Annotated in this window: 15 protein-coding genes; 9 read left to right on the plus strand and 6 right to left on the minus strand. The window is 37.5% G+C overall.

Annotation, left to right across the window (positions count from 1 at the left end):
• Window positions 1-605: 605 nt before the first annotated feature.
• Window positions 606-1,133 carry a hypothetical protein gene (locus tag TY21_RS01985; protein WP_042244015.1) on the minus strand — a complete coding sequence of 176 codons (528 nt, stop codon included), beginning with the start codon at window positions 1,131-1,133 and terminating at the stop codon, window positions 606-608.
• Between the two features lie 172 nt (window positions 1,134-1,305).
• On the opposite strand from TY21_RS01985, the gene TY21_RS01990 reads away from it, so the two are divergent.
• Complete coding sequence (locus tag TY21_RS01990; protein WP_042244017.1) at window positions 1,306-1,593, plus strand: hypothetical protein; 288 nt, start codon at window positions 1,306-1,308, stop codon at window positions 1,591-1,593.
• A 101-nt stretch (window positions 1,594-1,694) separates the two neighbouring features.
• Here the strand turns inward: TY21_RS01990 and TY21_RS01995 are convergent, their stop codons facing one another.
• The 3 genes from TY21_RS01995 to asd all read right to left on the minus strand — a co-directional run bounded on the left by TY21_RS01995 (window position 1,695) and on the right by asd (window position 5,741).
• On the minus strand, window positions 1,695-2,822 hold the full coding sequence (locus tag TY21_RS01995) for a branched-chain amino acid transport system II carrier protein (RefSeq protein ID WP_052354672.1): 1,128 nt from the start codon (window positions 2,820-2,822) through the stop codon (window positions 1,695-1,697).
• A 653-nt stretch (window positions 2,823-3,475) separates the two neighbouring features.
• The gene (locus tag TY21_RS02000) at window positions 3,476-4,660 is read right to left on the minus strand and encodes an LL-diaminopimelate aminotransferase (protein WP_042244019.1); all 1,185 of its coding nucleotides are present in this window, start codon (window positions 4,658-4,660) and stop codon (window positions 3,476-3,478) included.
• Window positions 4,661-4,664: 4 nt separating this feature from the next.
• Complete coding sequence (gene asd / locus TY21_RS02005) at window positions 4,665-5,741, minus strand: aspartate-semialdehyde dehydrogenase (RefSeq protein ID WP_042244021.1); 1,077 nt, start codon at window positions 5,739-5,741, stop codon at window positions 4,665-4,667.
• 335 nt (window positions 5,742-6,076) lie between these two features.
• On the opposite strand from asd, the gene TY21_RS11605 reads away from it, so the two are divergent.
• Both TY21_RS11605 and TY21_RS02010 read left to right on the plus strand, forming a co-directional pair.
• Window positions 6,077-6,199, plus strand: a complete 123-nt coding sequence (locus TY21_RS11605) for a hypothetical protein (RefSeq protein WP_255501508.1) — start codon at window positions 6,077-6,079, stop codon at window positions 6,197-6,199.
• 426 nt (window positions 6,200-6,625) lie between these two features.
• The gene (locus tag TY21_RS02010; RefSeq protein WP_079980020.1) at window positions 6,626-7,873 is read left to right on the plus strand and encodes an isopenicillin N synthase family oxygenase; all 1,248 of its coding nucleotides are present in this window, start codon (window positions 6,626-6,628) and stop codon (window positions 7,871-7,873) included.
• A 222-nt stretch (window positions 7,874-8,095) separates the two neighbouring features.
• On the opposite strand, the gene TY21_RS02015 is transcribed toward TY21_RS02010, so the two are convergent.
• On the minus strand, window positions 8,096-10,216 hold the full coding sequence (locus TY21_RS02015) for an LOG family protein (RefSeq protein WP_042244023.1): 2,121 nt from the start codon (window positions 10,214-10,216) through the stop codon (window positions 8,096-8,098).
• A gap of 545 nt (window positions 10,217-10,761) precedes the next feature.
• On the opposite strand from TY21_RS02015, the gene TY21_RS02020 reads away from it, so the two are divergent.
• The 4 genes from TY21_RS02020 to TY21_RS02035 all read left to right on the plus strand — a co-directional run bounded on the left by TY21_RS02020 (window position 10,762) and on the right by TY21_RS02035 (window position 16,020).
• A complete protein-coding gene (locus tag TY21_RS02020; protein WP_042244025.1) occupies window positions 10,762-11,637 on the plus strand; it encodes an MYG1 family protein in 876 nt (291 codons plus the stop codon).
• Between the two features lie 11 nt (window positions 11,638-11,648).
• A complete protein-coding gene (locus TY21_RS02025; RefSeq protein WP_042244027.1) occupies window positions 11,649-11,987 on the plus strand; it encodes an HIT domain-containing protein in 339 nt (112 codons plus the stop codon).
• 549 nt (window positions 11,988-12,536) lie between these two features.
• Window positions 12,537-14,273 (plus strand): HEAT repeat domain-containing protein, encoded by a 1,737-nt coding sequence (locus tag TY21_RS02030; protein ID WP_042244029.1) that lies wholly within the window; start codon window positions 12,537-12,539, stop codon window positions 14,271-14,273.
• Window positions 14,274-14,379: 106 nt separating this feature from the next.
• A complete protein-coding gene (locus tag TY21_RS02035; protein WP_130589486.1) occupies window positions 14,380-16,020 on the plus strand; it encodes an ABC transporter substrate-binding protein in 1,641 nt (546 codons plus the stop codon).
• Between the two features lie 266 nt (window positions 16,021-16,286).
• Here TY21_RS02035 and trxA read toward each other — a convergent pair whose 3' ends face one another.
• A complete protein-coding gene (gene trxA / locus TY21_RS02040) occupies window positions 16,287-16,730 on the minus strand; it encodes a thioredoxin (protein ID WP_052354673.1) in 444 nt (147 codons plus the stop codon).
• 540 nt (window positions 16,731-17,270) lie between these two features.
• Between trxA and TY21_RS10925 the strand changes: the two genes are divergently transcribed.
• Both TY21_RS10925 and TY21_RS02045 read left to right on the plus strand, forming a co-directional pair.
• Window positions 17,271-17,447, plus strand: coding sequence for a hypothetical protein (locus tag TY21_RS10925; RefSeq protein WP_158623002.1), 177 nt, complete (start codon window positions 17,271-17,273; stop codon window positions 17,445-17,447).
• A gap of 691 nt (window positions 17,448-18,138) precedes the next feature.
• Complete coding sequence (locus TY21_RS02045; protein ID WP_130589487.1) at window positions 18,139-19,599, plus strand: ankyrin repeat domain-containing protein; 1,461 nt, start codon at window positions 18,139-18,141, stop codon at window positions 19,597-19,599.
• The last annotated feature ends 440 nt before the right edge of the window (window positions 19,600-20,039 follow it).

The following is a 20,039-nucleotide window of genomic DNA, read 5'->3' on the forward strand; positions in this document are numbered from 1 at the left end:
AAGAGGAAATTTTTCTCAAACAAGGGGAGATATTTCCTCTTATCAATAAATCGTAAATGCTTTCTAAGGAAGAAATCCTTAGGATAGATGGTAGTACCCGTGATAAGCGCTTCCCAACCCTATAAGGATAGCTTGTCATCTTTTCGTTTTGTATGTCCAAAAGAATTGACTCCTTTATTGTAAGCGACTTCCTCAGGAACTTTTATAGTTTTTCCATTCAAAAACCTAATGAATGGCTAGAGGGGGTATCTCTTGTGCTTAACCCTCCTTTTCTTCTCTGAATTATCTTAAATAATTTGTTTCATACCAACCTTATAGATCCTTGATAAGACAGGTTAGTAAGACTAACTAAGGGGGAGGTAAGGTAGGCTCTTAAGCATATTATTGAAGGTATCCAAACAGGCTGAGGGCTAGCCCTTGGTTTTAACCTAGGATTTCTAGCAGCAAAAGGTTCTCTAAAGCTGTAGAGGCGCTAGTTAAAATAAAGAAGGCTTTATTTCCTAAAAGAAAAGGGCGCCTTAAAATGGGCTGCTCAGGTAACTAAAGTTACATCCCAGTATGCAGGAAATTGCTACTAGGATGTGCCTATCTCTCTATCTACAAATTTATAACGCGTCTCGCTTTTGAAGATCGCCTCTAGAAGCATGGCAAGTAGGCCCGGGCTGAAAGCACCGAGCTAGTGTGAATTTTCCATACTGTGCCCTTTCAATACTTGCATATAGTTTTCTACCGTTATAAGGAGTAAATATTCCATATATAGCTGCTAATTCAAGGCCAACCAAAGCAACAGGGGGCGTTACAACTCTTAATAAATCTTGCCCAGCATCTTTCAACCTTCCTGTAAAGGAATAGGAGTTTTCTGTTGCTTTACCTGTCCAGAAGTGGGAAAAAGAAGCTAATTTCATAATTCGATAAGCTGTATTTACCAAAGAAGCAAGTGAATGAACGATAGGTGTACCCAGAATAAGTAGGAAACATTTAAATCTAACACTGTTTTTAGGCTCATTCCAATATTTTCTACCTGTACTTGTATCAATTAAATATTTCGGACTCCCATCGCTCCATTTTGCGCTATCAAGGGCTGGTTTCCATCCATTAATTAATTGAAAATTTGCTAAAGTTGTACTAGCCATTTATTGTTTTCCTGTTATTTAAGCGTTAAATTATTGTCTATTAAAAATAATATGATAATTAACCTTTTTAATAAATAATTAATTTATATATGTTACATTCATTATTTTTAAATAAATAAAAAATAGTAGACTACCTTAGGTGTTATTGCGTAAGTGGTCATGGGGGGCAAAAATGCTTAAAATATTGATGCTCAGAAAACAATGTAAATTAGGAAATGTAGTAAATAGGAAAAACAGCTATTTACAAGCATTTTTTGTTTTGCAGATGCCCGCAGAATCGCGTCTAAAGCTGGGCATACCCCGTGACCGCTTACAAAAAAAAGCCTACAGATTATTTATCAAGGCCATGGCTTATAAAGCTTTACAAAGACGGCTTACGAATCGTTCCCTGGAGTTTTTCTCAGATTTAATCGATGGAATAATAACATGTGCTTATGATTCCTGGAAGCCCTCAGCTTAGTTTATTCGCCAAAAAAAATGATGGGTTGACTTGCAAGCTTAGAGTAGAACGTGAAGCGGTGTTAGGTTGTCTTCCTATCCAATCACTCCCTTTAATAAAGACTAATCTTTTGCTTGAGCTATACTTAGCGTCTTTCTTGCAAATATTTGTGTTACAATATTATAGACCGTTAAAAGCATAAGAAAAGGATAACACACCTTTAAAATAGGGATTAGAAAAGCAGAAATGCCTGCAAATTGTAGATTGGCTACAATGAATGTAGCAAGAAGGGTACCTATTAATGCTGCTTTGTAGCTAATTTTATTTTGAAAAACTGTATGGCTAATAAAGTCTGCAAATACATTAGAAAGAGCGATGGCGGTAGTCAGGCAAGCTAGCGCAATGGTCGAACATACCCAAATGCCTGCCGAAGGGCCTATTATCTCCATCGTAATTGCTCCTAATAACTGCTCGACGCTTTCTACTTTTAATTTGGCGCTATGAAAAGAGGCAACATAACTAAAGCCTATATAAGTAAGGGCTAAGAGAAAAGCACCTAGCGCACAAGATTTTAAGCCGATTTTCACTAGACTTTCTTGAGGATATAAAGCAAGGGTGTTTTTTAAGGAATTAAAAATGATGGAGGAAAAGAACAAAGCTGCTAACAAATCCATAGTATTATAGCCTTCTTTTAGCCCTTCTAAAAACACTGTTAAAGAAGGTTGCTGTTGAGGGGAAAAGGAAGATACTTCGGCTGTTAGCAGCCCTTTAGTAATAATATAGGCTAAAGATCCTAACAATAGAGGCGTTAAAATATATCCCAACCATTCCATAATATATCTTTTCTGATAGGTAAAGAAGAAGATAAGCCCGCAGGCAAGAGCGTTAAATGCTACCGGAGAGAAATCCCCTACAGACATTTTTACTGTAGAGGAGGCTAGAGCGATGCAACGGGGCAGTGAACCTAAGGGTCCTAACAAGGTAATGATAAACAAAGCTATTAAAAACCCTGGAAACTTTCCTAACACCGCAAAATAGCGTTTGTGATCTCCCTCGAAAAGGAGCATGGCGAATAATCCCCCAAAAGGTACAAGCACAGCCGTAATCAGCAAACCTAAAATAGCAAAAAATGTTTTGTCTTGAGCATAATGCCCGATAACAAGAGGAAAGATCACATTTCCTGCCCCGAAAAACATGGAAAACATCGCAAGGCCTGTCGCTATAGTTTTAAGATGAAGAGATATTTTCACCGTTTTAGCTCCCTATAAAATGGTCCCTCTATGAAATAATTAAAGGGAGGTGATTTTTTATTATTTTTTCGCTCGATAATAAAGATAGATAAGAAACGTTAGATGTGCGCGTAGCGCACCACTAGGACACTCAATAAGAATAGTTTACTGGAAACCAAATAAGGTAAAATAAGATTTTTCATAAGAATAATAATAGTTGTTAATAAGCTATTAAGTCAAGCAATATTTGTTCTCTGTTATTGGCTTTTTTATACTACAACTGTGCTATCTAAAGGATTGTATAAGAGGGTAGTAAAATGTAGGCTCGGATTTTCTTAAGTTTGATTGGGATGAGAGCCATCGAGAGTGCAAATGCTGGAAGGAAACTAAGGGAAAGAAGGGCTAACCTGAGAACATGGATGGTGAAAAAGTTAAGGAAAAATAAAACATTATTTATAATTTATTTGCTAAAAAATATTAAATAAAAAAGCAAGGATAGCTTGCTTCAAACTCAAGGCAAAGAGAGTAATAATATAAAGAAATATTTTATTTCTATTGCATTAGAAGGCTAGCATACGATTTGGCCATCTCTTCTCTTAAATAAGCTGATCAATCTACCTATTAATAAAGGTGGGAGATGTTGTGCTAATTTTAAAGGCACAAAGGGGTCTCATTTAACATACAAACGGCTTTTTTAATCTATTTATAGCTAGCATAATATTATTACGTGTTCCAAAAGCTGTAAAACGTATAAATCCTTCTCCTGAGGGGCCAAAACCTGAGCCAGGTGTGGTAATGATGTGATAGTTTTCCAGTAAAGCTTGAAAAACCTCCCAAGATTTGCGATTTTTAAACCGTACCCACAGGTAAGGGGCATTAGTTCCGCCATACACTTCCCAGCCCTGTTGTTCAAGAGCTACTTTGATTAGTTGGGCATTTTCCAGATAGAGCTGGCAGGTTTTTTTCACTTCCTGGAGGCCTCTATCTTCAAGAACGGCCATCCCACCTTGCTGAGCTATATTGGAGGCCCCATTAAAAATAGTAGTAGTCAGACGTTGCCAATCTGCATTTACTGGAGTTCCATCTTCATATTTTAAGGCTTGAGGGATGATTGTCCAGCCAAGGCGTACTCCGGTGAAGCCTGCAAGCTTAGAAAAAGAGCTTACTTCGATGGCCACTTCTTTGGCGCCTGGGATTTCAAAAATAGATTTGGGTAAAGAAGGGTCTTGTATAAAGTTGGCATAGGCAGAGTCAAATAAGATAATCGTTTGATTGCTTTTAGCAAAGTCAACTAATTTGGTTAATTGATCTTTTGTAGCTACAGCTCCTGTAGGGTTATTAGGGGAACAAAAGTAAATGATATCTGTGCGAGGTGTTCTTTCTAGATCGGGGAAAAAATTATTTTCAGGAGTACAAGGCATGTAAACAATATTGCTTACTCCTTGGATAATACTGCCATCTACATAAACAGGGTAAGCTGGATCTTGAATAGCTACCGATACATGCTTTCCCAAAAGCATCTGAAGGCGGCCTATATCGCACTTGGCGCCATCAGAAACAAATACTTCCGAGGAGGAAATGCGATTAAAATAAAGTTGAGAAGCGATACGCTCGCGAAGCTCATTAAGCCCTTGTTCAGGTCCATAGCCACTATAACCTTGGATGGTTCCCAATTTCATAGCTTCTTGTGACATGGCATGAGCAATAGAAGAAGGAATGGGTTCTGTTGTATCACCAATTCCTAGACTGATCACCTCAGCTTGAGGATGATCAGAAATAAATTTAAGCTTACGCTTATGGATTTCAGGAAATAAATATCCGTTACTAAGCTTTGCAAAATTAGCGTTTCTTTTTATCATATCGTTAGTTTTTTATATAACCTTGTTGGTAGACTAGCTCAGCAGTTAAGATCCCACCTCCAGCTGCTCCTCGAATCGTATTATGAGAAAGAGCTGTAAAACGGTAATGAAAAAGAGGGCATTCTCTTAAGCGTCCTGCTACTATAGACATTCCATTGCCTTCAAGCCTATCTAAACGAGGCTGAGGCCGATCTTTTTCGTCATGATAAACAAGAGGGCAAAGGGGAGCAGAGGGTAGATGAAGGTCTTGAGGGACTCCTTTAAAAGTCTGCCAGGCTTGCAAAATATCTTCTAAGGAAGGTTTAGTAACAAATTCTACTGAAACGCATGCCATATGGCCATCTAGTACTGGAACGCGATTACAGGTTACAGAGAGCGAAATACCTGAAGCATTGACAATCCTATCCTCTTGAATGTTTCCCCAGATTTTTAAAGGCTCACTTTCAGATTTTTGTTCTTCGCCCTCAATGTAGGGAATAATATTGTCTTGGATAGCGTAAGATGAAACCCCTGGATATCCAGCCCCGCTTACTGCTTGCAGGGTAGTCACCATTAGTTTTTTAACCTGAAACTTTTGATGCAAAGGTTGTAAAGGAATCATATAGCTTTGAAGGGAGCAATTCGGCTTGACAACAATGCAGCCTTGCGCCCAACCCCGATTTTTTTGTTGTTCTTTAATCATGCTCAGATGATGAGCATTAATTTCAGGGATTAGGAGGGGAACATCAGGAGTGTTACGGTGATAAGAAGCATTAGACATAACGGGTAAGCCAGCAGCCGCATAACTTTCTTCATATAGCTTAGCAATAGGGGAGTCCACAGCTGAAAAAACGAGGCTACAATCTCGTTTGCATTGCTCAATATTTTCTATGGAATAAACAGGAAGTTTTCCGTGTGTTTCGCTAAGAGGCGTATTAGGAAGCCAGCGGTTCTGAACTGCTTCTACATAGCTTTTACCAGCTGATTGCTTTGATGAGGCTAGGAAAACCACTTCAAACCAGGGGTGCTTAGACAGTAATTGTAGATATTGCTGGCCAACCATACCTGTTGCACCTAAAATGCCTACAGGAATCTTTTTCATACAAGTTTCCCTAAAGTGAATAGGGGAGATTATAGACAATAAGGCTATTTTTAGGAATATGAGAATAGGATCTTTTGTAAAACATAGGATTTGACCCTTAATGTGTGATGTGCATGGTTTCAATTTTTTCTCTTCTGCATAAAAAAGGGGAAAAAATAATTAATTTTTAGAGAAAAAGAACGATAATGGGATGGTAATAAGCGGAAAGCGATTTCACATAGTGTGACTAAGAATTTATCTCATTAATGAACGTTCTATAATTAGCCATGTTTATTCATCTTTCTTGTGTAAAAAGAGAGGGACAAGAGATCGATTAGGGATATAAAGGAAAAAGCTTGCCTGTAGTTTTTGAGAATCTTGCTGCCAATGGAGATGAACGCCAAATGGTGGAACTCTTAATTAATCAAGCCCAGCAGCGCATCGATAAAAAAAAGATTTGTGGGAGCTTTTTCATCTAGCGTAAGCAGATAGAGAGGAGAATGCTGAATACTTAAGAGATAGGCTTGTTAATACGGGAAATTTTTTCTTGGATCTATAGAAGAAAAAAGCCTGAAAAAAACGGCTACAGAATGTTAGCTTTAATCTAAACGAAAAAGCTGTAAAGAAAATTTCGACAAATCATAGCTAGATCGAAAGAAAAGTAGAAGATTGGCAAATATTTCTTACCCTTAGTTTAATAGCTTCTTAGATAGATCAATTGTTGGAGTAGGTTTAAGACGTCTTAAAAAGAATTTTAAGAATATTTCATTTAATAGCGGGATTCTAAAGGTGAGAGTAAAGTTATGAGCTTAGGAGAAATAACTTGACAAAGTGTTCAAGAAATTATTAGCTTGTTATCGAGCTTTGGAATACTTATAAACTTTTAAACATACTAGGTGAATAACATGAGCACCCCGATCAATTATCAGGCCTCTACACAATTTCAGACTGATTTATATAATTCTTCTTTAGCCTTGCCAAATGCAACACCAAGAAGTAGTCCTACCGATTCTATAGCTAAAGCAGAAAAAAGAGATGAACTCTTTCCTTCTTCTGTAGTTGTGAATCTACCAACTTTAATTATTGATAATGCTCCTGTTCCTTTATTTGATCTTATTGAATTAGAGCGAGCACAAGGAGAGCAAAGAAAAGCAATTATCAAGCAATTTGGTGATGGACTTAAAGACGTAGGATTTGTGGCCATTAAAGCCGAATCATTAATTCCTTTGATTGAAGCTGCCCACATTGAGATGGAAAAATATTTTTCTCAACCTTTAGAAGAAAAATTAAAAGACCGTCGTGCCAGTCACGTTACCGGTTTTTCTGAACGTGGGAGAGAAACTGCCGCAGGAGCCAAGGTAGCAGATCTTAAAGAGACCTATTTCATTCCGCCTAATTATGATACCTGGCCTGAGAATTGGCCCCAAAACCCGCCAAAATTTAAAGAAATCATGTCTGGTTATCATAAGGAACTTACAAAACTAGCCGCTTTATTTATGGGATATCTGGCTGAATATTTAGAAGAACCAACTGAAGATATCTCTAAGAGTATTAACGATGCTTTTAATTTGCTTCGTTTAGCGCATTACCCATCGCCCAGGCCTGAAGATGAGCCTCAAGCTGTTTGGGCAAGTGCACATGAAGACTTGAATGCATTGACTTTGCTTCCTCCTTCTACAGTCCCTGGGTTACAATTAATGACCAAAGAAGGAGAATGGAAAGCGGTAAATATCCCTCAGGGCTATCTTATTGTAAACACTGGAGAGCAACTTCAACTTAAAACGGCAGGATTAATACGTGCCACTCGTCACCAGGTCGTTAATCCAGGGGGTAAATATGCACGCCAGAGACGATTTGCTAGTATCTTCTTTGCATCTTGGTCGTCTGAATTTTCTTTACAACCTTTTGCAACTTGTATAGATAAAGTCACCGCAGGAATGCCTGCGAGAGAAAAGGAAGAATACATGAAAAATTTTCCTAATATCACTGTGCAAGAAAATCTTGACTCAAGGCTCATAGAAATGGGCACTATTTCTAATCCTTCAATGGAATGTATCAAAGAATTACGTCAAAAAGGGCTATTAAGAAGGCCTCCTGAAGAGCTTATAGCACTTTACCCTTCTATCTTTTCAGATGAACAAAAAGGAACTTAACCATTAAAGTTTAAAAAATAAAAATAAGAAGAGGTTAAACGCAAGCTTATGAGTAAAAAATAGTGAAAATAAGCTGTTTACTCCTCTTATTTTCTTTCAGGTTTTCTTAAAAACTTTGCTTTGATTTGTAAAGCTGCTTCTTTAAGCTAGTCAGAAGATGAGCTAAAATAATGCTGTTTAAAAAAATCTAGGCAAATCCATCATTCTTGGGAGGAAAGGCCTTTATTCGACGATACAAAAGCCTTCTTCATAAATAGGGCCAGTTTTACCAATTTTTAATTTATTCTGAAAAAATTCGCGATAAACTTTCAGTCCTTGTTGGGCATTCTGGATGCAGTAAAAGCAATTAGTAATCCACTCCGAGCCTTTGATCGTGCCGGTGGTATAATTTAACTGGAAGCGGCTGGTAATTTTTTGTCTCCAATAAGCGGGTTCTCCAAATAACAACACAGGATTTGAAGGAACTGAACCGACTTTCCGGCGCACTTCCTCTAAGGAATATTCAAAATCTGTGCCAATTCCACCTTCTAAAAAGATAGGAAAATCGAGATTAAACTCTGCTTGGCGCTCTACAAGTTTATCTAAGCGATAAGTCATTTTAGCGTCTATATAAGGATTTTGCCGCTGTTCATTGACCACCGTCTGAGGACCTGCTCTAAAATCTACTATATTAGCGCAAGAAAGCATCTGGTATTCTTGTGCGACCCGATTTCCTACCTCCATAGCCCCAGGCCCACCGCCCGTAATTAAAGCAAGAGGTGTATCTTTTTTTAGCAAAGGATGATTCATTTCTTGGCGCATTTCTATGACGCCTTTTAGAAGTTTCCTTAGCTCAGTTTCAAAATTTCCTTCAAGTAAGTTAGAGCCATAAATACCGAATACTGTAGAGTTTAGAAAAGTTTCGATTTTTCCAAGAGGAACGAAGAGCCCTGAGTCATAGCCGGGCTTTTGCACAAATTGTAGAACCTTATGGCTAGTTTCATCTACCCAAAACACGGGGATGGCAAACTTATTAAGATCGTGTAAAAGAGCACGATCTTCTGCAGAAAAAAACTCTAGATGGGATTGGGAGGCATATTGAAAATATATTCCTTTAAGACATCTTTGCACTTGATCGCTTAATAACATACGTTTCATGAAAGGAGAGGGAAAATAACGAGTAAGGAGGATACCTTGGCTCGTAATACTTGAATCATCGATAGCTTTTAAAAAGGGATAAGAGGGCTGTTGCTCAATGAAACGTTCGACCATGAGTGCTTGCCTAGCTCCATGGCCCCATTTGGGAAATTCTTGAAAACGTGACGTGCGTGTAATCCAGGTTTCTGGTTTAAGATTGAGAAATTGCTCTCCTTTTACCACAAATACTGCCGCACGATTTTCTATAGGCTTAGGTGCAGTTTTAAAAGCTTCAAAAAGTACATGAGTATCTTCTAGACAAGACTGTAGCTGATCACGATCAGAAAAATACACATGTTCGCGGTAAGGTTCTAAAGTATAAAATTCTAAAGGAATATCGGTAATTTCTCTTTGACTATTGCCATACAATTCATAAACGTCACCTGAAGCATAGGTATCAGGCTGGAGAACCGATGCTGTTGTGTGCTGGACTTCGGTAGAAAGAAGTTCTTGGGCTACATGGCCAAAAACCGTTCTAATATGTAAGGGTAAAGTGCGGACAAGTAAAAGCTCATCTTTGTTTACCTCTCGGGGCTGATCTAGCTCCCATTCTTGGTGAAGTTTTAAGATTTCCCGCATACTAAGAGAGGATTTTAATGCTTTTGCGACGGTAGGAAGGAAACCATGAATGGTCGAGGCATATTCACCCCGCCCTTTTAGTAAGGATAGGTAGGCTACCGTCCGCCCATCCACTTTATCTAGGATTAAATGATCACTTCCATGTAATCCTCCTAATGAAAGTAGAGGCCTTCCCCATCGATCAGAGCGCCCAAACATGCGCAATAAATAATCAGGATCACGCACACGACGACGCTCATCCGCAGCAAAGAGGCGACCAATGGTTGCTCCCACTTCAATTTGTTTAAGCATTTCCGCGCCTATCTTTCCGAGGGCGGAAAGATGAACTTTAACTTCAGCACAGCCATTTTGCTTATCCAATTGATATTCAATGCCTATACCATTTACCCCTAATTGCGCAAGCGTGCTTTTGATATTAAAGAAGATATGATTTAAATCTATCTCGAATCCAACAAAGAGTGAAGGTATTTGATTAATAAAAACTGTTGCCACTCTAGTGTTTTCATTGATAGGCCCTAAATGTGTAATTATACCGTCGGGAGTGACTAAATCTAAATACTTTGTTTCAAGAAATAATTGGCTATTCATACACCTCCTAGCAGAAGGCTGATCATATGAACCTGTCTAAAATTAGTCAATGTCACTGCTTATGTAAAAAAATGTGAGCAAACGCTTAAAAATCTTATAGAGCAAAAAGGAGGCACAGATTTTTAAGTACGTTCTTTGTACGCCAATTTACATAAATGCTTTACTTTTAGATCCATTTTTTGTGAATATTGTGTTTATAGCCTGTCAATAAAGTAAGAAGCAAAGAGAAAAAAATGCTAGCCTTTTATCTTCAATGGCAGCTTTTTCTTTCTTCTTTTAAATTAAATCTCTCATATTTAATGGATTAAATTTACAAGTACAAGCAGTACTCCAGCGTACAGAAAGCTTTTTCAAAGCAAAAAGACAACTTTAATAGAGAATAGTTTTGTTTATAAGTTATCGTGTCTTTTAAAATAGCGAAAAAAAAATCACCCCTAGTTTATTTGAGCTAAAGTTTAAACAAGCCTTCGGATTTTGTTTTAATAAAAATTTTGCTTGTGACATAATTTTTTCCTTACACCAGATCAAGATAGCAAATTTAATTTATGAATAATCAAAAGCTTCCCAGAAGCGTAGGAACCCATAGCGGGACTTTTCATGCTGATGAGGTGACTGCTTGTGCTCTTTTACTTCTCTATAATTTAATCGACCGTGAGCAAATTATACGCACAAGAGATCCTCAGCTTTTAAGTCAATGCGAATACGTATGTGATGTGGGTGGATGCTATGACCCTGAGAATAAATTGTTTGATCATCATCAAGCAGATTATCAAGGAGCCATGAGTAGCGCAGGAATGGTTCTTCTTTATCTTAAAGACCAACATATTATCACCCCTAAAGAGTATGATTGCTTTAATGCAAATCTAGTTTTGGGAGTGGATGCTCATGATAATGGTAGAGATCCGCAAATTTATGGCCTGTGTACTTATTCTACCATTATTTCTAGCTTTACCCCCATTAAGCAGGATGCCGATGAGGCCACACAAGATAAAGCTTTTTTTGAGGCTCTTGATTTTGCTTATCAATATCTTAATCGTATACTTAATCGATTTAATTATATTCTTTCTTGCCGAGAAATTGTTTCTAGAGCGATGGAAAAGAAAGACGATTGTCTAATTTTTGAGAAAAATATTCCTTGGTTGGAATTGTTTTTTGAATTAGGGGGAGTTAATCATCCGGCAAAATTTGTGATTATGCCCGCAGGACCGCATTGGAAATTGCGCGGCATTCCTCCTACCTATGAAGATAAAATGAAGGTACGCTCTCCTCTTCCTAGTGAATGGGCCGGGCTCTTAGAAGAGGAATTGAAAGAGGTGAGCGGGATAAAAGGAGCCATTTTTTGTCATAAAGGAAGATTTATCTCTGTATGGGAAACTTACAACGATGCATTAAAAGCTTTAAATTATGTACTTAAAAAGTAGACAATAAAATTATGACAACCAATGTTTTTGCACAAATTATAGCGGGTAAAATTGCGGTAGACAAAGTATTTGAGAATGAACGCATTCTGGCTTTTAAAGATATTCATCCCGTAGCACCCGTGCATATTTTAATTATTCCAAAAAAGGAAATTGCTGACCTTCAATCCGTCCAAGTAGAGGATTTGCCTTTAATTAGCGAGATTGTACAAGTAGCTCAGCTCTTAGCAAAAACACACCATATTACTGAAGGTTATCGGTTATTAACTAATAATGGGGCCTTAGCAGGACAAACGGTTTTTCACTTACATTTTCATTTGATAGGAGGACGTAAGCTAGAAACGCTAGGATAGCAATAATTTTTTACTCAATGAAAAAAGTTTTAAAATGGATAAATACATTAAGCTTTTAGCTTACTTGATAGAGCCGCGGGCAGAATATAAACTTTATCACATAAAAGATTGAACAGCCCAGCGATGCTGGAGTTGCCTTCTACTCGTTCGAGTTTATCCTCTGGGAAAAATTAAAATTTTATTAATAGAGAGTACAGAATTTATAGTCAAAACGTTGCTTTCTTACTTAAAAGCTATTCTAGTGAAAGAAAAAGCGGTTTTTAAATAAAGCTGTTTGCTTTATTTCTATAGAAATTCACCAGGATATTCTACCTACCCTTAAAAAATTTCTTTGCTATCGTAAAGAAATTATAGTTTGTAATGATTATCTTTAAAATTTATGCCCTTCATGCGCAGCTTTTTAGGCGCTAAAGTGAAAAATGGTTGCTGTAAAGCAAGCCTTAAGACTACACAGTAATGGCGTTTTAACGCGTATAAAAGATGCCAAAGTGGATGTTTATAAAAATGATTTTTTAATTAAATTATAAAGTAAGTAGCTAGATTTTATTTATGCGAGAAATAATTTTTTGGATAGGATGTACCCTTGCCTTCCTCTGCCCAGCAGCTGGCTATGGAAATGAAGAAACATATGTCCAAGCGGTCCATGCCCATTTACGCATTAAAGACTTTGGATCGGCTAGCCAAGAAGCTAAAGAAGGCCTTTATTTATTTCCTTATAGTAAACAATTATGGGCAGCCTATATTAAAGCCCTTGCTAAGCAGGGTAATGAAAAAGAGATGCTGGCTACATGGAAAAATTATATAGAAATTTTTCCTGAGGAGAAAAATAATCGAGCTTTAATAGAAACTTTAGCTTGGGGAGTGATCGAGCATGCTACTTTTTCTTCTTTACCTACCATTCGATTCATGTCCATCCTTTCTGCCTTTTTTTCTCAAGATGTAAAAGGTATTAAAATTTTATTAAAAGGACTTAAAGATAAAAATTCTGCTTTGAGGAGTGCTTCTGCTCAAATGAGTGCGCATTGCCGTGACCAAGAGATTAAAGAGGAAATCCTTCGCTTATTCCGTGAAGAAACAGTTTGGAATGTAAGACTGCAAGTGATTCGTACGCTTGGTTTAATGAAAATGAAAGAAGCCAAGCAAGAATTGTTGGCTTTATTACAAAAAACTACCACCCCGGCGGAAGAAACCAGAGTAGTTATTGAATCTCTAGTCAATTTATGGGGCGTTGCTACCCGAGAAGATATTTCTCGTTTAGCAAAAAATAAACGTGCGGCTTTGCGCTTGTTAGCCTGCGAAGTGGTCGCGCATTGTGATATGAAAGATGCTATCGATTTAATTATACCTTTAATCAATGATTCTCATGCGCAAGTGCGCCAGGCGGCCTTGTGGGTGAGTGGTTATCTACGCATTCAAGAAGTTAAAGGAGAGTCATTACTGCTGATAGCAGAAAAAAAATTGGAAGATATTGACCCTCTAGTTGGCATAAAAGCCGCTTGGCTACTGACATTAAATAATTCTCTAAAAGGCCAAGAAGCTTTTACAAAATGGTTAGAAAGCTCTAGTAGAGATGTACGTATTGTAGCAGCGGCAAACTTGGCGGCTTGCGGAAAATATGGCTTTCCTTTAATCGAGGAGCAATTTAAGAAATCAACAGATCCTTATGTAAGGATAAACTTAGCTTTAGGGCTAATTAGTCAGCGTGTAGAAATTCAAAAAGCATGCCAGGCTTTATATCAGGGCCTTGCCCATCTTAAAGAAAAATGGTCATGGGATGAAAAAAGTCATGTGCGTGCTCTTATACCTAATCGCCTGAAGCATTCAGATGACCCTGATATTTCTCCTGCTATTATAGATCAAATCACTCGACTTGAGATTCTGAATATTTTGGCTATCATGAGATATCCGCAAGCCCAGCAAGCCATTAAATCTTTTCTGGAAGAAAAAACATGGGGTATTACCGCTATGGCCTCAGCAACTTTGCTGTCTGAAGGCGATCAAATGGCCTTAGACCTAGTGCAAGATCTTTTGAATGACGAGGATGTACAAGTGCGTGTGCAAGCTGCTTTAATAATGGCAAGGTGGGGCAAAAGTGAGACAGCTTTGGAAACTTTATCAAAAGCTTTTCCTGGAGTGGATAGAGAAATGAAAGAGCATATCTTAGAAGGTATCATGCATGTATCTTCGCCCCAGTCAATACCGTTCCTTCTTGATTGCTTACAAGATCCTTATCAATCGTTAAGGGTGATTGCTGCCGCAGGGCTTATTATGTGTTTATATCATTAAAAATTTTAACCTCTGATGCTTAGTTGAATGGAGTAGTAAGGATCCTAAAAAAAATTAAGCTTACTTATAGGATGATAAAAAAGGCTTTTTTTATTAGCAAAAAATTATGAAAAAAAATTTTCTTGTGGCATGCCTATCTTTTATCATCCTCTGTTGTTTGTGGGAGTTAACGAGTCAGTATTTTATTCAATATCAATTCGTTTTACCTTCCTTATCCTCGATCGTCGTTCAGATGTGGCAAAGCTCAGATCTTTTTATTATGAATAGCAAGGTCACCTTGCGAGAAATGGCAGGGGGCTTTTTATTGGCTTTAATTATGGCCTTTCCTTTAGCTTGGATCATGTATCTTTATAAGTCTGCTAGGACAGTTCTGCAGCCCTTTTTTGTAGGGCTTCAATCAATTCCAATGTTTACTTTAGCCCCTATTATGATCGTATGGTTTGGATGGTCTGATATGTCCATTATCTTACCTACGGCCCTGATGATTTTTTTTCCTCTTACCCTCAATATCTATCAGGGGTTAATGAGCACTCCACAGGATTTACTTGATTACTTTCATATCAATCAGGCTACAAGATGGCAAACATTTTCCAAATTACAGCTACCTTATTCCTTGCCCCATATTTTTGCGGGATTTCGGATCGCGGCAGCCGGTGCTGGAATTGGTGCCATAGCAGGGGAATGGGCTGGTGCACAGTCAGGCCTAGGGGTACTCATGCTAAAAAGCCGAAGGGCTACAGAACTTGAAATCACATTCGGAGCCCTTCTTTGCCTGATTATGGTTAGCCTCTTGCTTTATAGTGTCATTGCTTACACGGAATACCGTTATAATAAACATCAAACGATGAAGGGATGGGTAATAGGGCTACTCTTAACTTTCATAGGAATAATAGGAGCTTTTCCTTCTTCCATGCAAACTGTATTGCCTAAAAAGCAAGTCCTACGTTTATTACTAGACTGGTTTCCCAATAGCAATCATGTGCCTATTTATGCAGGCGTACAAAGAAAAATTTTTGCTAAGCATGGTATTCAATTACAGATCATAGAACTTAATGATCCTTCGGATAGCGTACCCTATCTTACATCGGGAAAAGCAGATTTAGCTCTTTACTATCTACCCGACCTTATTCAGGCTCAGCAAAAAGGTGCTGGTGTGAAATTAGCAGGCGTTTTAGTAGGCCAGCCATTGAATAGTTTTATTTTCCGCCAAGGAGAGGGAATAAGCTCTCCTAAGGATTTGTCCGGCAAAATCATTGGTTATAGCTTAGGGGGTAACAATCTAAAAGTATTACAGCGCTTATTGCATGCTAATCATCTACTTCCTAAGAAACTTATCAATGTAAATTTCGATCTTGTCACGCTCTTAGCCAATCGGCAAGTCGATGTCATTTATGGAGCTTTTTGGAATATTGAAGGTGAACATCTTAAAGCGTTAAATATAAAAAACTCTTATTTTAAAGTAACGCAATTGGGTCACCCTGTTTACAGCGAATTGATTTTTATCAGCCGACATGACTTTAATAGGTTAGAGGCTTTTAAACTAGCAATGCAGGAAAGCATTGATTACTGTAAAGCTTATCCTGAAGAAGCTTTTGAACTGTATGCTCATCATCACCCTGAAAAAAGCGCTGCGACCTTTAGATGGGAAAAACAGGCGTGGCTAAACACAGTTCCAACCTTGGCAGAATCGCAGCAGATTCCAAGGCAAGAGTGGGTTTATCTAAAAAGGTGGATGGAAGAGTTATAATACGCTTTTGAACTACTTCTTATGCAACCCCCTACTTTATAAAAGTCCTTTCGTTGAAGAAAAGGACAGCTTGCAGAGGGCTAAATATTTATGCTAATTTTTTTAAAGCTATAAAAATAATTTAATAAAAAGTTTTTAATTAAGCTATTCTTCTTGATACTTCTCCAGCTCATTTATCTAAAAGCGAAGTTTTGTTTATTTAGAAGCTTTTTTAAGTCCCCCGGCATTCCTAATAAAAAGAATGACCGGACAACTTATGAGCTGTTTTAATGACCAAAATAGCTTTTAATCATTGAAGTTAGCTGGCTTTTATTCACAAATCCAGAAGATCGACCAAGCTCTTTGCCGTCCTTGATAAAAATAAGCGTAGGAAGAGCTTGAACATTGAAATGATCGGATAAATTTTTTTGCTCATCAGCATTGAGTTTAGCAAATAGATAACGGTTACCTAATTCCTTGTTCAATTCCTCAAAAATAGGAGCCAGTTGCTTACAGGGGCCACACCAATCAGTATAAACATCTAGAATGATAGGCAAAGGATTGTTAAGAATTTGGTGAAAATTATCGGCGTTTAAGTAGATAATCGATGAAGCAGGTCTGCTTTGTCTTACTTGAGACGGTTGGGAGACTCCATGTCTAACAGAACTAGGAGCCGCGACTAACAGTGAGCAATTTAAAAATATAGATAGAGACGCTAATATTTTTTTCATGTTTTACCTCCTTGTTTTGTTTATTACTTTAGCAAACTTTCATCATTACAAGCTATTTTAAATTACATATTATCTTTAGTGCCAAACCGATTATCAGCTAATAGCTATTTAAACTTCGCTTGATGGGTAGCTACTCGTCGAATAAGTACCTTAAATTGTTGATCTTTAGTGAGAGAAGGCTACCTTTTCTCCTTTTTTAATTTTCAGGTTTTAAGAATGCATGCCTTTTCCGACTTCTTCCCATTCTATCGGAAAAGTATGGTCCTCATAGCCAATAAGGCTTGAAAGCGAACTAATACCTTTCGTTTGCTCTTCGAGGATATCGCTTCCATCTATAGGGAGGCTTTACTTCTATATTTATCATCAATGCTCCCTCTTTGTCTTGTTCTAGATGGCGTGCTTGCTTTATAACAACTTGCTATAGTTCTTTTAATCCCTAAGGGTCGCTATTAAGAAAGCAGGGAGCCGAAACACCTAAAAAGCTAGATAGTGTTCTAGCTGTCGCTTATGAGTTTCAGTTGGTCAAGGCAATCGTTATAAATGTCCAAGATGATTTGGCTTCATTTCTTTATTCTATTTTCAAAAATAGTACGTCTACCGAATAATTTTTCCAACGCCTCTGCACGTCAGTTGAGTGCTTTAGTGGCCAATCTTATGATTATTGAGCTAACAAAAAGTGTAAAGACTGCTTATAGAGATGGCGTTTATGATAGATAAGCTTTCTACTGCTCAACTCATATTCGAGGTGTAAATCTTTTAGAATCTCTATCATGAAGAGGAAAGCTAGGTTACGAGATGGGCAAGCGAGAAGAAATGACTACTTTGAAAGCCATTCAAAGTTTTGGCAAAAGGATCCCTGCCAGGCAGCTTTGGAAGAACTTTGAGGGTACCTAGAAGATGCTTACCGAAACGGTAATGTATCGTTTTAAAAAAACTTTGGAAGAGGTTGGCGTTCTATGAAGCTAGCTTTTCAGCGAGCAGGACTTTATGTTAAGGCTTTTAGCTAGGAAAAGGATGAAGAAGCTCAAAATTCTTAAAAAGACAATAGGCATTAACTTAAAGGGGGTAAAGCCTGATATAACCCCTATAATTTAACCAAACAAAATAATAGATCATTTACTTAACAAGGCTGGGCCCTCTACTAGATAAGGAATCAGAAAAGTAAATTTTTATAGAAAAATCAAACTAAAAAACATATATTTTTATTTTAATTAATAAATATAGGGCTTATAGTTAGCCGCGGATGAATTTTTGAATTAAAGCTTGAAAAGCAAGGATAGCTTATAAACGCTTGCCTATAGCTTCTTGCTAAAAATAAATCCTCGATATTTCCTAGATTGATTAGATTGTTAAATAATGAAAGCTTTGCTATTAGCCTTATAAAACATTAAAGAAAGGGTTTAACCTTATGCAAGTTCAAAATCTCTCTCCCCATCCTCTATCAAATATTTCACCTGAAATTCCTGTATCTGAGATTTCCCCCGAGGTCCACAAGATGTTACAAAATCCTGAACTTTACGACATGGTACAGGGTACTCTATGTGGCCGATTGATTAAATTGCTCCTAGCACGCTGTAATACCACTCTAGAAAAACATTTATATGCATACAAAGCTAAGGGAATTATACTCTCAAAAAGGCTAGGAACCGTATGGGGAATAGCCCAAGCCACAGATAATCAAGAAGCCCTCGATATACTTTATAGGTATAATCCTAACTTAGCTTCCATCTGCCATATTAAACTTATGGCTCATCGATTTGGTATTGTGGGTAAAAGCCAAATAAATGGGCAGTCTTTTGACTTGGAAGGTTCTGATCACCGCATTACCTTTCACGCTCTTTATACTTCCCTTAAACAGCATCTAGATGTTACTGAGCAAGAGCTCATTCTTCCTATTATTGAAATGATCCTAAAAGTTGAAAAAGATCCTCATACAAAGGATCAAATTCTTATAGACGCCTATCATCAAGGCAAAACAATTTTTTTACCTTTAATATTTAAGCTAGCCACAGCCGGCCACATCTATGGTTTTCTCATTAAAGGCAACCGGTTAATCAAGCTGAATAAAGGACTTCATGAAGACCTACCCACTGGCTTACATGTTTATAGAATAGCTGACCCTTCTAAGATTAATATTGAATACATTCATAGATTATTGAACACGAATGCATTAATAACTTATTTTGAAAAAGGTGTGGATAAAGAACTGGGTCTTATTCACGACCGCTATATTCCTACTACCCTTCAAAGAGGAGGATTCTGTTCTTGGTCTTTAGCCAAAATGGCTTTACGCGGAAGCTTTATTTTAGAAGGGATTGAAAATGAAGAAATAAAATATAAAAAATGGAGTCAAGCCGATCGTTTTGCCACAGTCATTGATTATCTAAAGCAAGAAAATGTAGATCCTCACTTAATCGCTTCTCTATGGTGCAGAACTAAAGACCAAAAAATTAAAGAAGTTTTGGAAGATAGATTAACAACCACGCATATAGCCAATGAAAAATCCACGCCCCTTCATTTAGCAGCAGAAAGCAATAACTTTTCAGTGGTAGAAAAGCTATTGATGGATGGAGAAAATATCCATAGAGAAGACGCTGAAGGCTGGACACCCTTAATTGCCGCAGCTTGCCAGGGCCATGTTGAAATGGTGGAATACCTGTTGGAAAGAGGAGCCCACGTTAATAAAACGGGCAAGACAGGCCTTAATGCTTATTGGCATCTATTATCTCAACAAGGTGAATGCTCTAAAAACCCTAAAATGGAAAACCGTATTAAAAAGGTCAAGCAATTATTAATAGAGAAAGGAATTGACACCGACCTTTCCAATGGTTTTAGATTGATGGCTCAACGCCATGCGAAAGGATTTTAAAAATTTTGCTTTTGCATTCTCTGCAGCCTTTCTACCACTTCATCAATCGTTAATAATAATGGGTCAGGGTCGCACATTTTTATGAAGAGTCTTTCTAAATCCATCTTCGTTTGTTGTTTCAGCTCCTTATGAAAGTAGATTGCTGTATTTCCAGGTCTCCTTTTACCATTTTAAAAGCTAATCTTATTTTAGCTAAATCTTTATGCCAGTTATACGCTTCTTGCTTGTTCACTTCTTGGCAAGTAAAGCCTTTTTTGATCATATAGCAACCATCTAGTTTAGCATATCCAGCTAGCATTTTTGGATCATTGGTTAATTTCACATCCTTTCTGAAATTCTGTTTAAATTGTCGTTTTAGCTTAAAATTTTCTTTTCGAGAAGTTTAATTGTCAGTTGCTACATATAAATAAGAAGTAGTTAATTTGAATAATCATGCGTTT

Source organism: Neochlamydia sp. S13 (assembly GCF_000648235.2).
Lineage (GTDB): Bacteria > Chlamydiota > Chlamydiia > Chlamydiales > Parachlamydiaceae > Neochlamydia.

What these genes read in the sequence shown, in the direction of transcription:
- TY21_RS01985 (WP_042244015.1), bottom strand. Translation starts at nt 1,133, where the DNA reads ATGGCTAGTACAACTTTAGCAAATTTTCAATTAATTAATGGATGGAAA.
- TY21_RS01990 (WP_042244017.1), top strand. Translation starts at nt 1,306, where the DNA reads ATGCTTAAAATATTGATGCTCAGAAAACAATGTAAATTAGGAAATGTA.
- TY21_RS02000 (WP_042244019.1), bottom strand. Translation starts at nt 4,660, where the DNA reads ATGATAAAAAGAAACGCTAATTTTGCAAAGCTTAGTAACGGATATTTA.
- asd (WP_042244021.1), bottom strand. Translation starts at nt 5,741, where the DNA reads ATGAAAAAGATTCCTGTAGGCATTTTAGGTGCAACAGGTATGGTTGGC.
- TY21_RS02010 (WP_079980020.1), top strand. Translation starts at nt 6,626, where the DNA reads ATGAGCACCCCGATCAATTATCAGGCCTCTACACAATTTCAGACTGAT.
- TY21_RS02015 (WP_042244023.1), bottom strand. Translation starts at nt 10,216, where the DNA reads ATGAATAGCCAATTATTTCTTGAAACAAAGTATTTAGATTTAGTCACT.
- TY21_RS02020 (WP_042244025.1), top strand. Translation starts at nt 10,762, where the DNA reads ATGAATAATCAAAAGCTTCCCAGAAGCGTAGGAACCCATAGCGGGACT.
- TY21_RS02025 (WP_042244027.1), top strand. Translation starts at nt 11,649, where the DNA reads ATGACAACCAATGTTTTTGCACAAATTATAGCGGGTAAAATTGCGGTA.
- TY21_RS02030 (WP_042244029.1), top strand. Translation starts at nt 12,537, where the DNA reads ATGCGAGAAATAATTTTTTGGATAGGATGTACCCTTGCCTTCCTCTGC.
- TY21_RS02035 (WP_130589486.1), top strand. Translation starts at nt 14,380, where the DNA reads ATGAAAAAAAATTTTCTTGTGGCATGCCTATCTTTTATCATCCTCTGT.
- trxA (WP_052354673.1), bottom strand. Translation starts at nt 16,730, where the DNA reads ATGAAAAAAATATTAGCGTCTCTATCTATATTTTTAAATTGCTCACTG.
- TY21_RS10925 (WP_158623002.1), top strand. Translation starts at nt 17,271, where the DNA reads ATGTCCAAGATGATTTGGCTTCATTTCTTTATTCTATTTTCAAAAATA.
- TY21_RS02045 (WP_130589487.1), top strand. Translation starts at nt 18,139, where the DNA reads ATGCAAGTTCAAAATCTCTCTCCCCATCCTCTATCAAATATTTCACCT.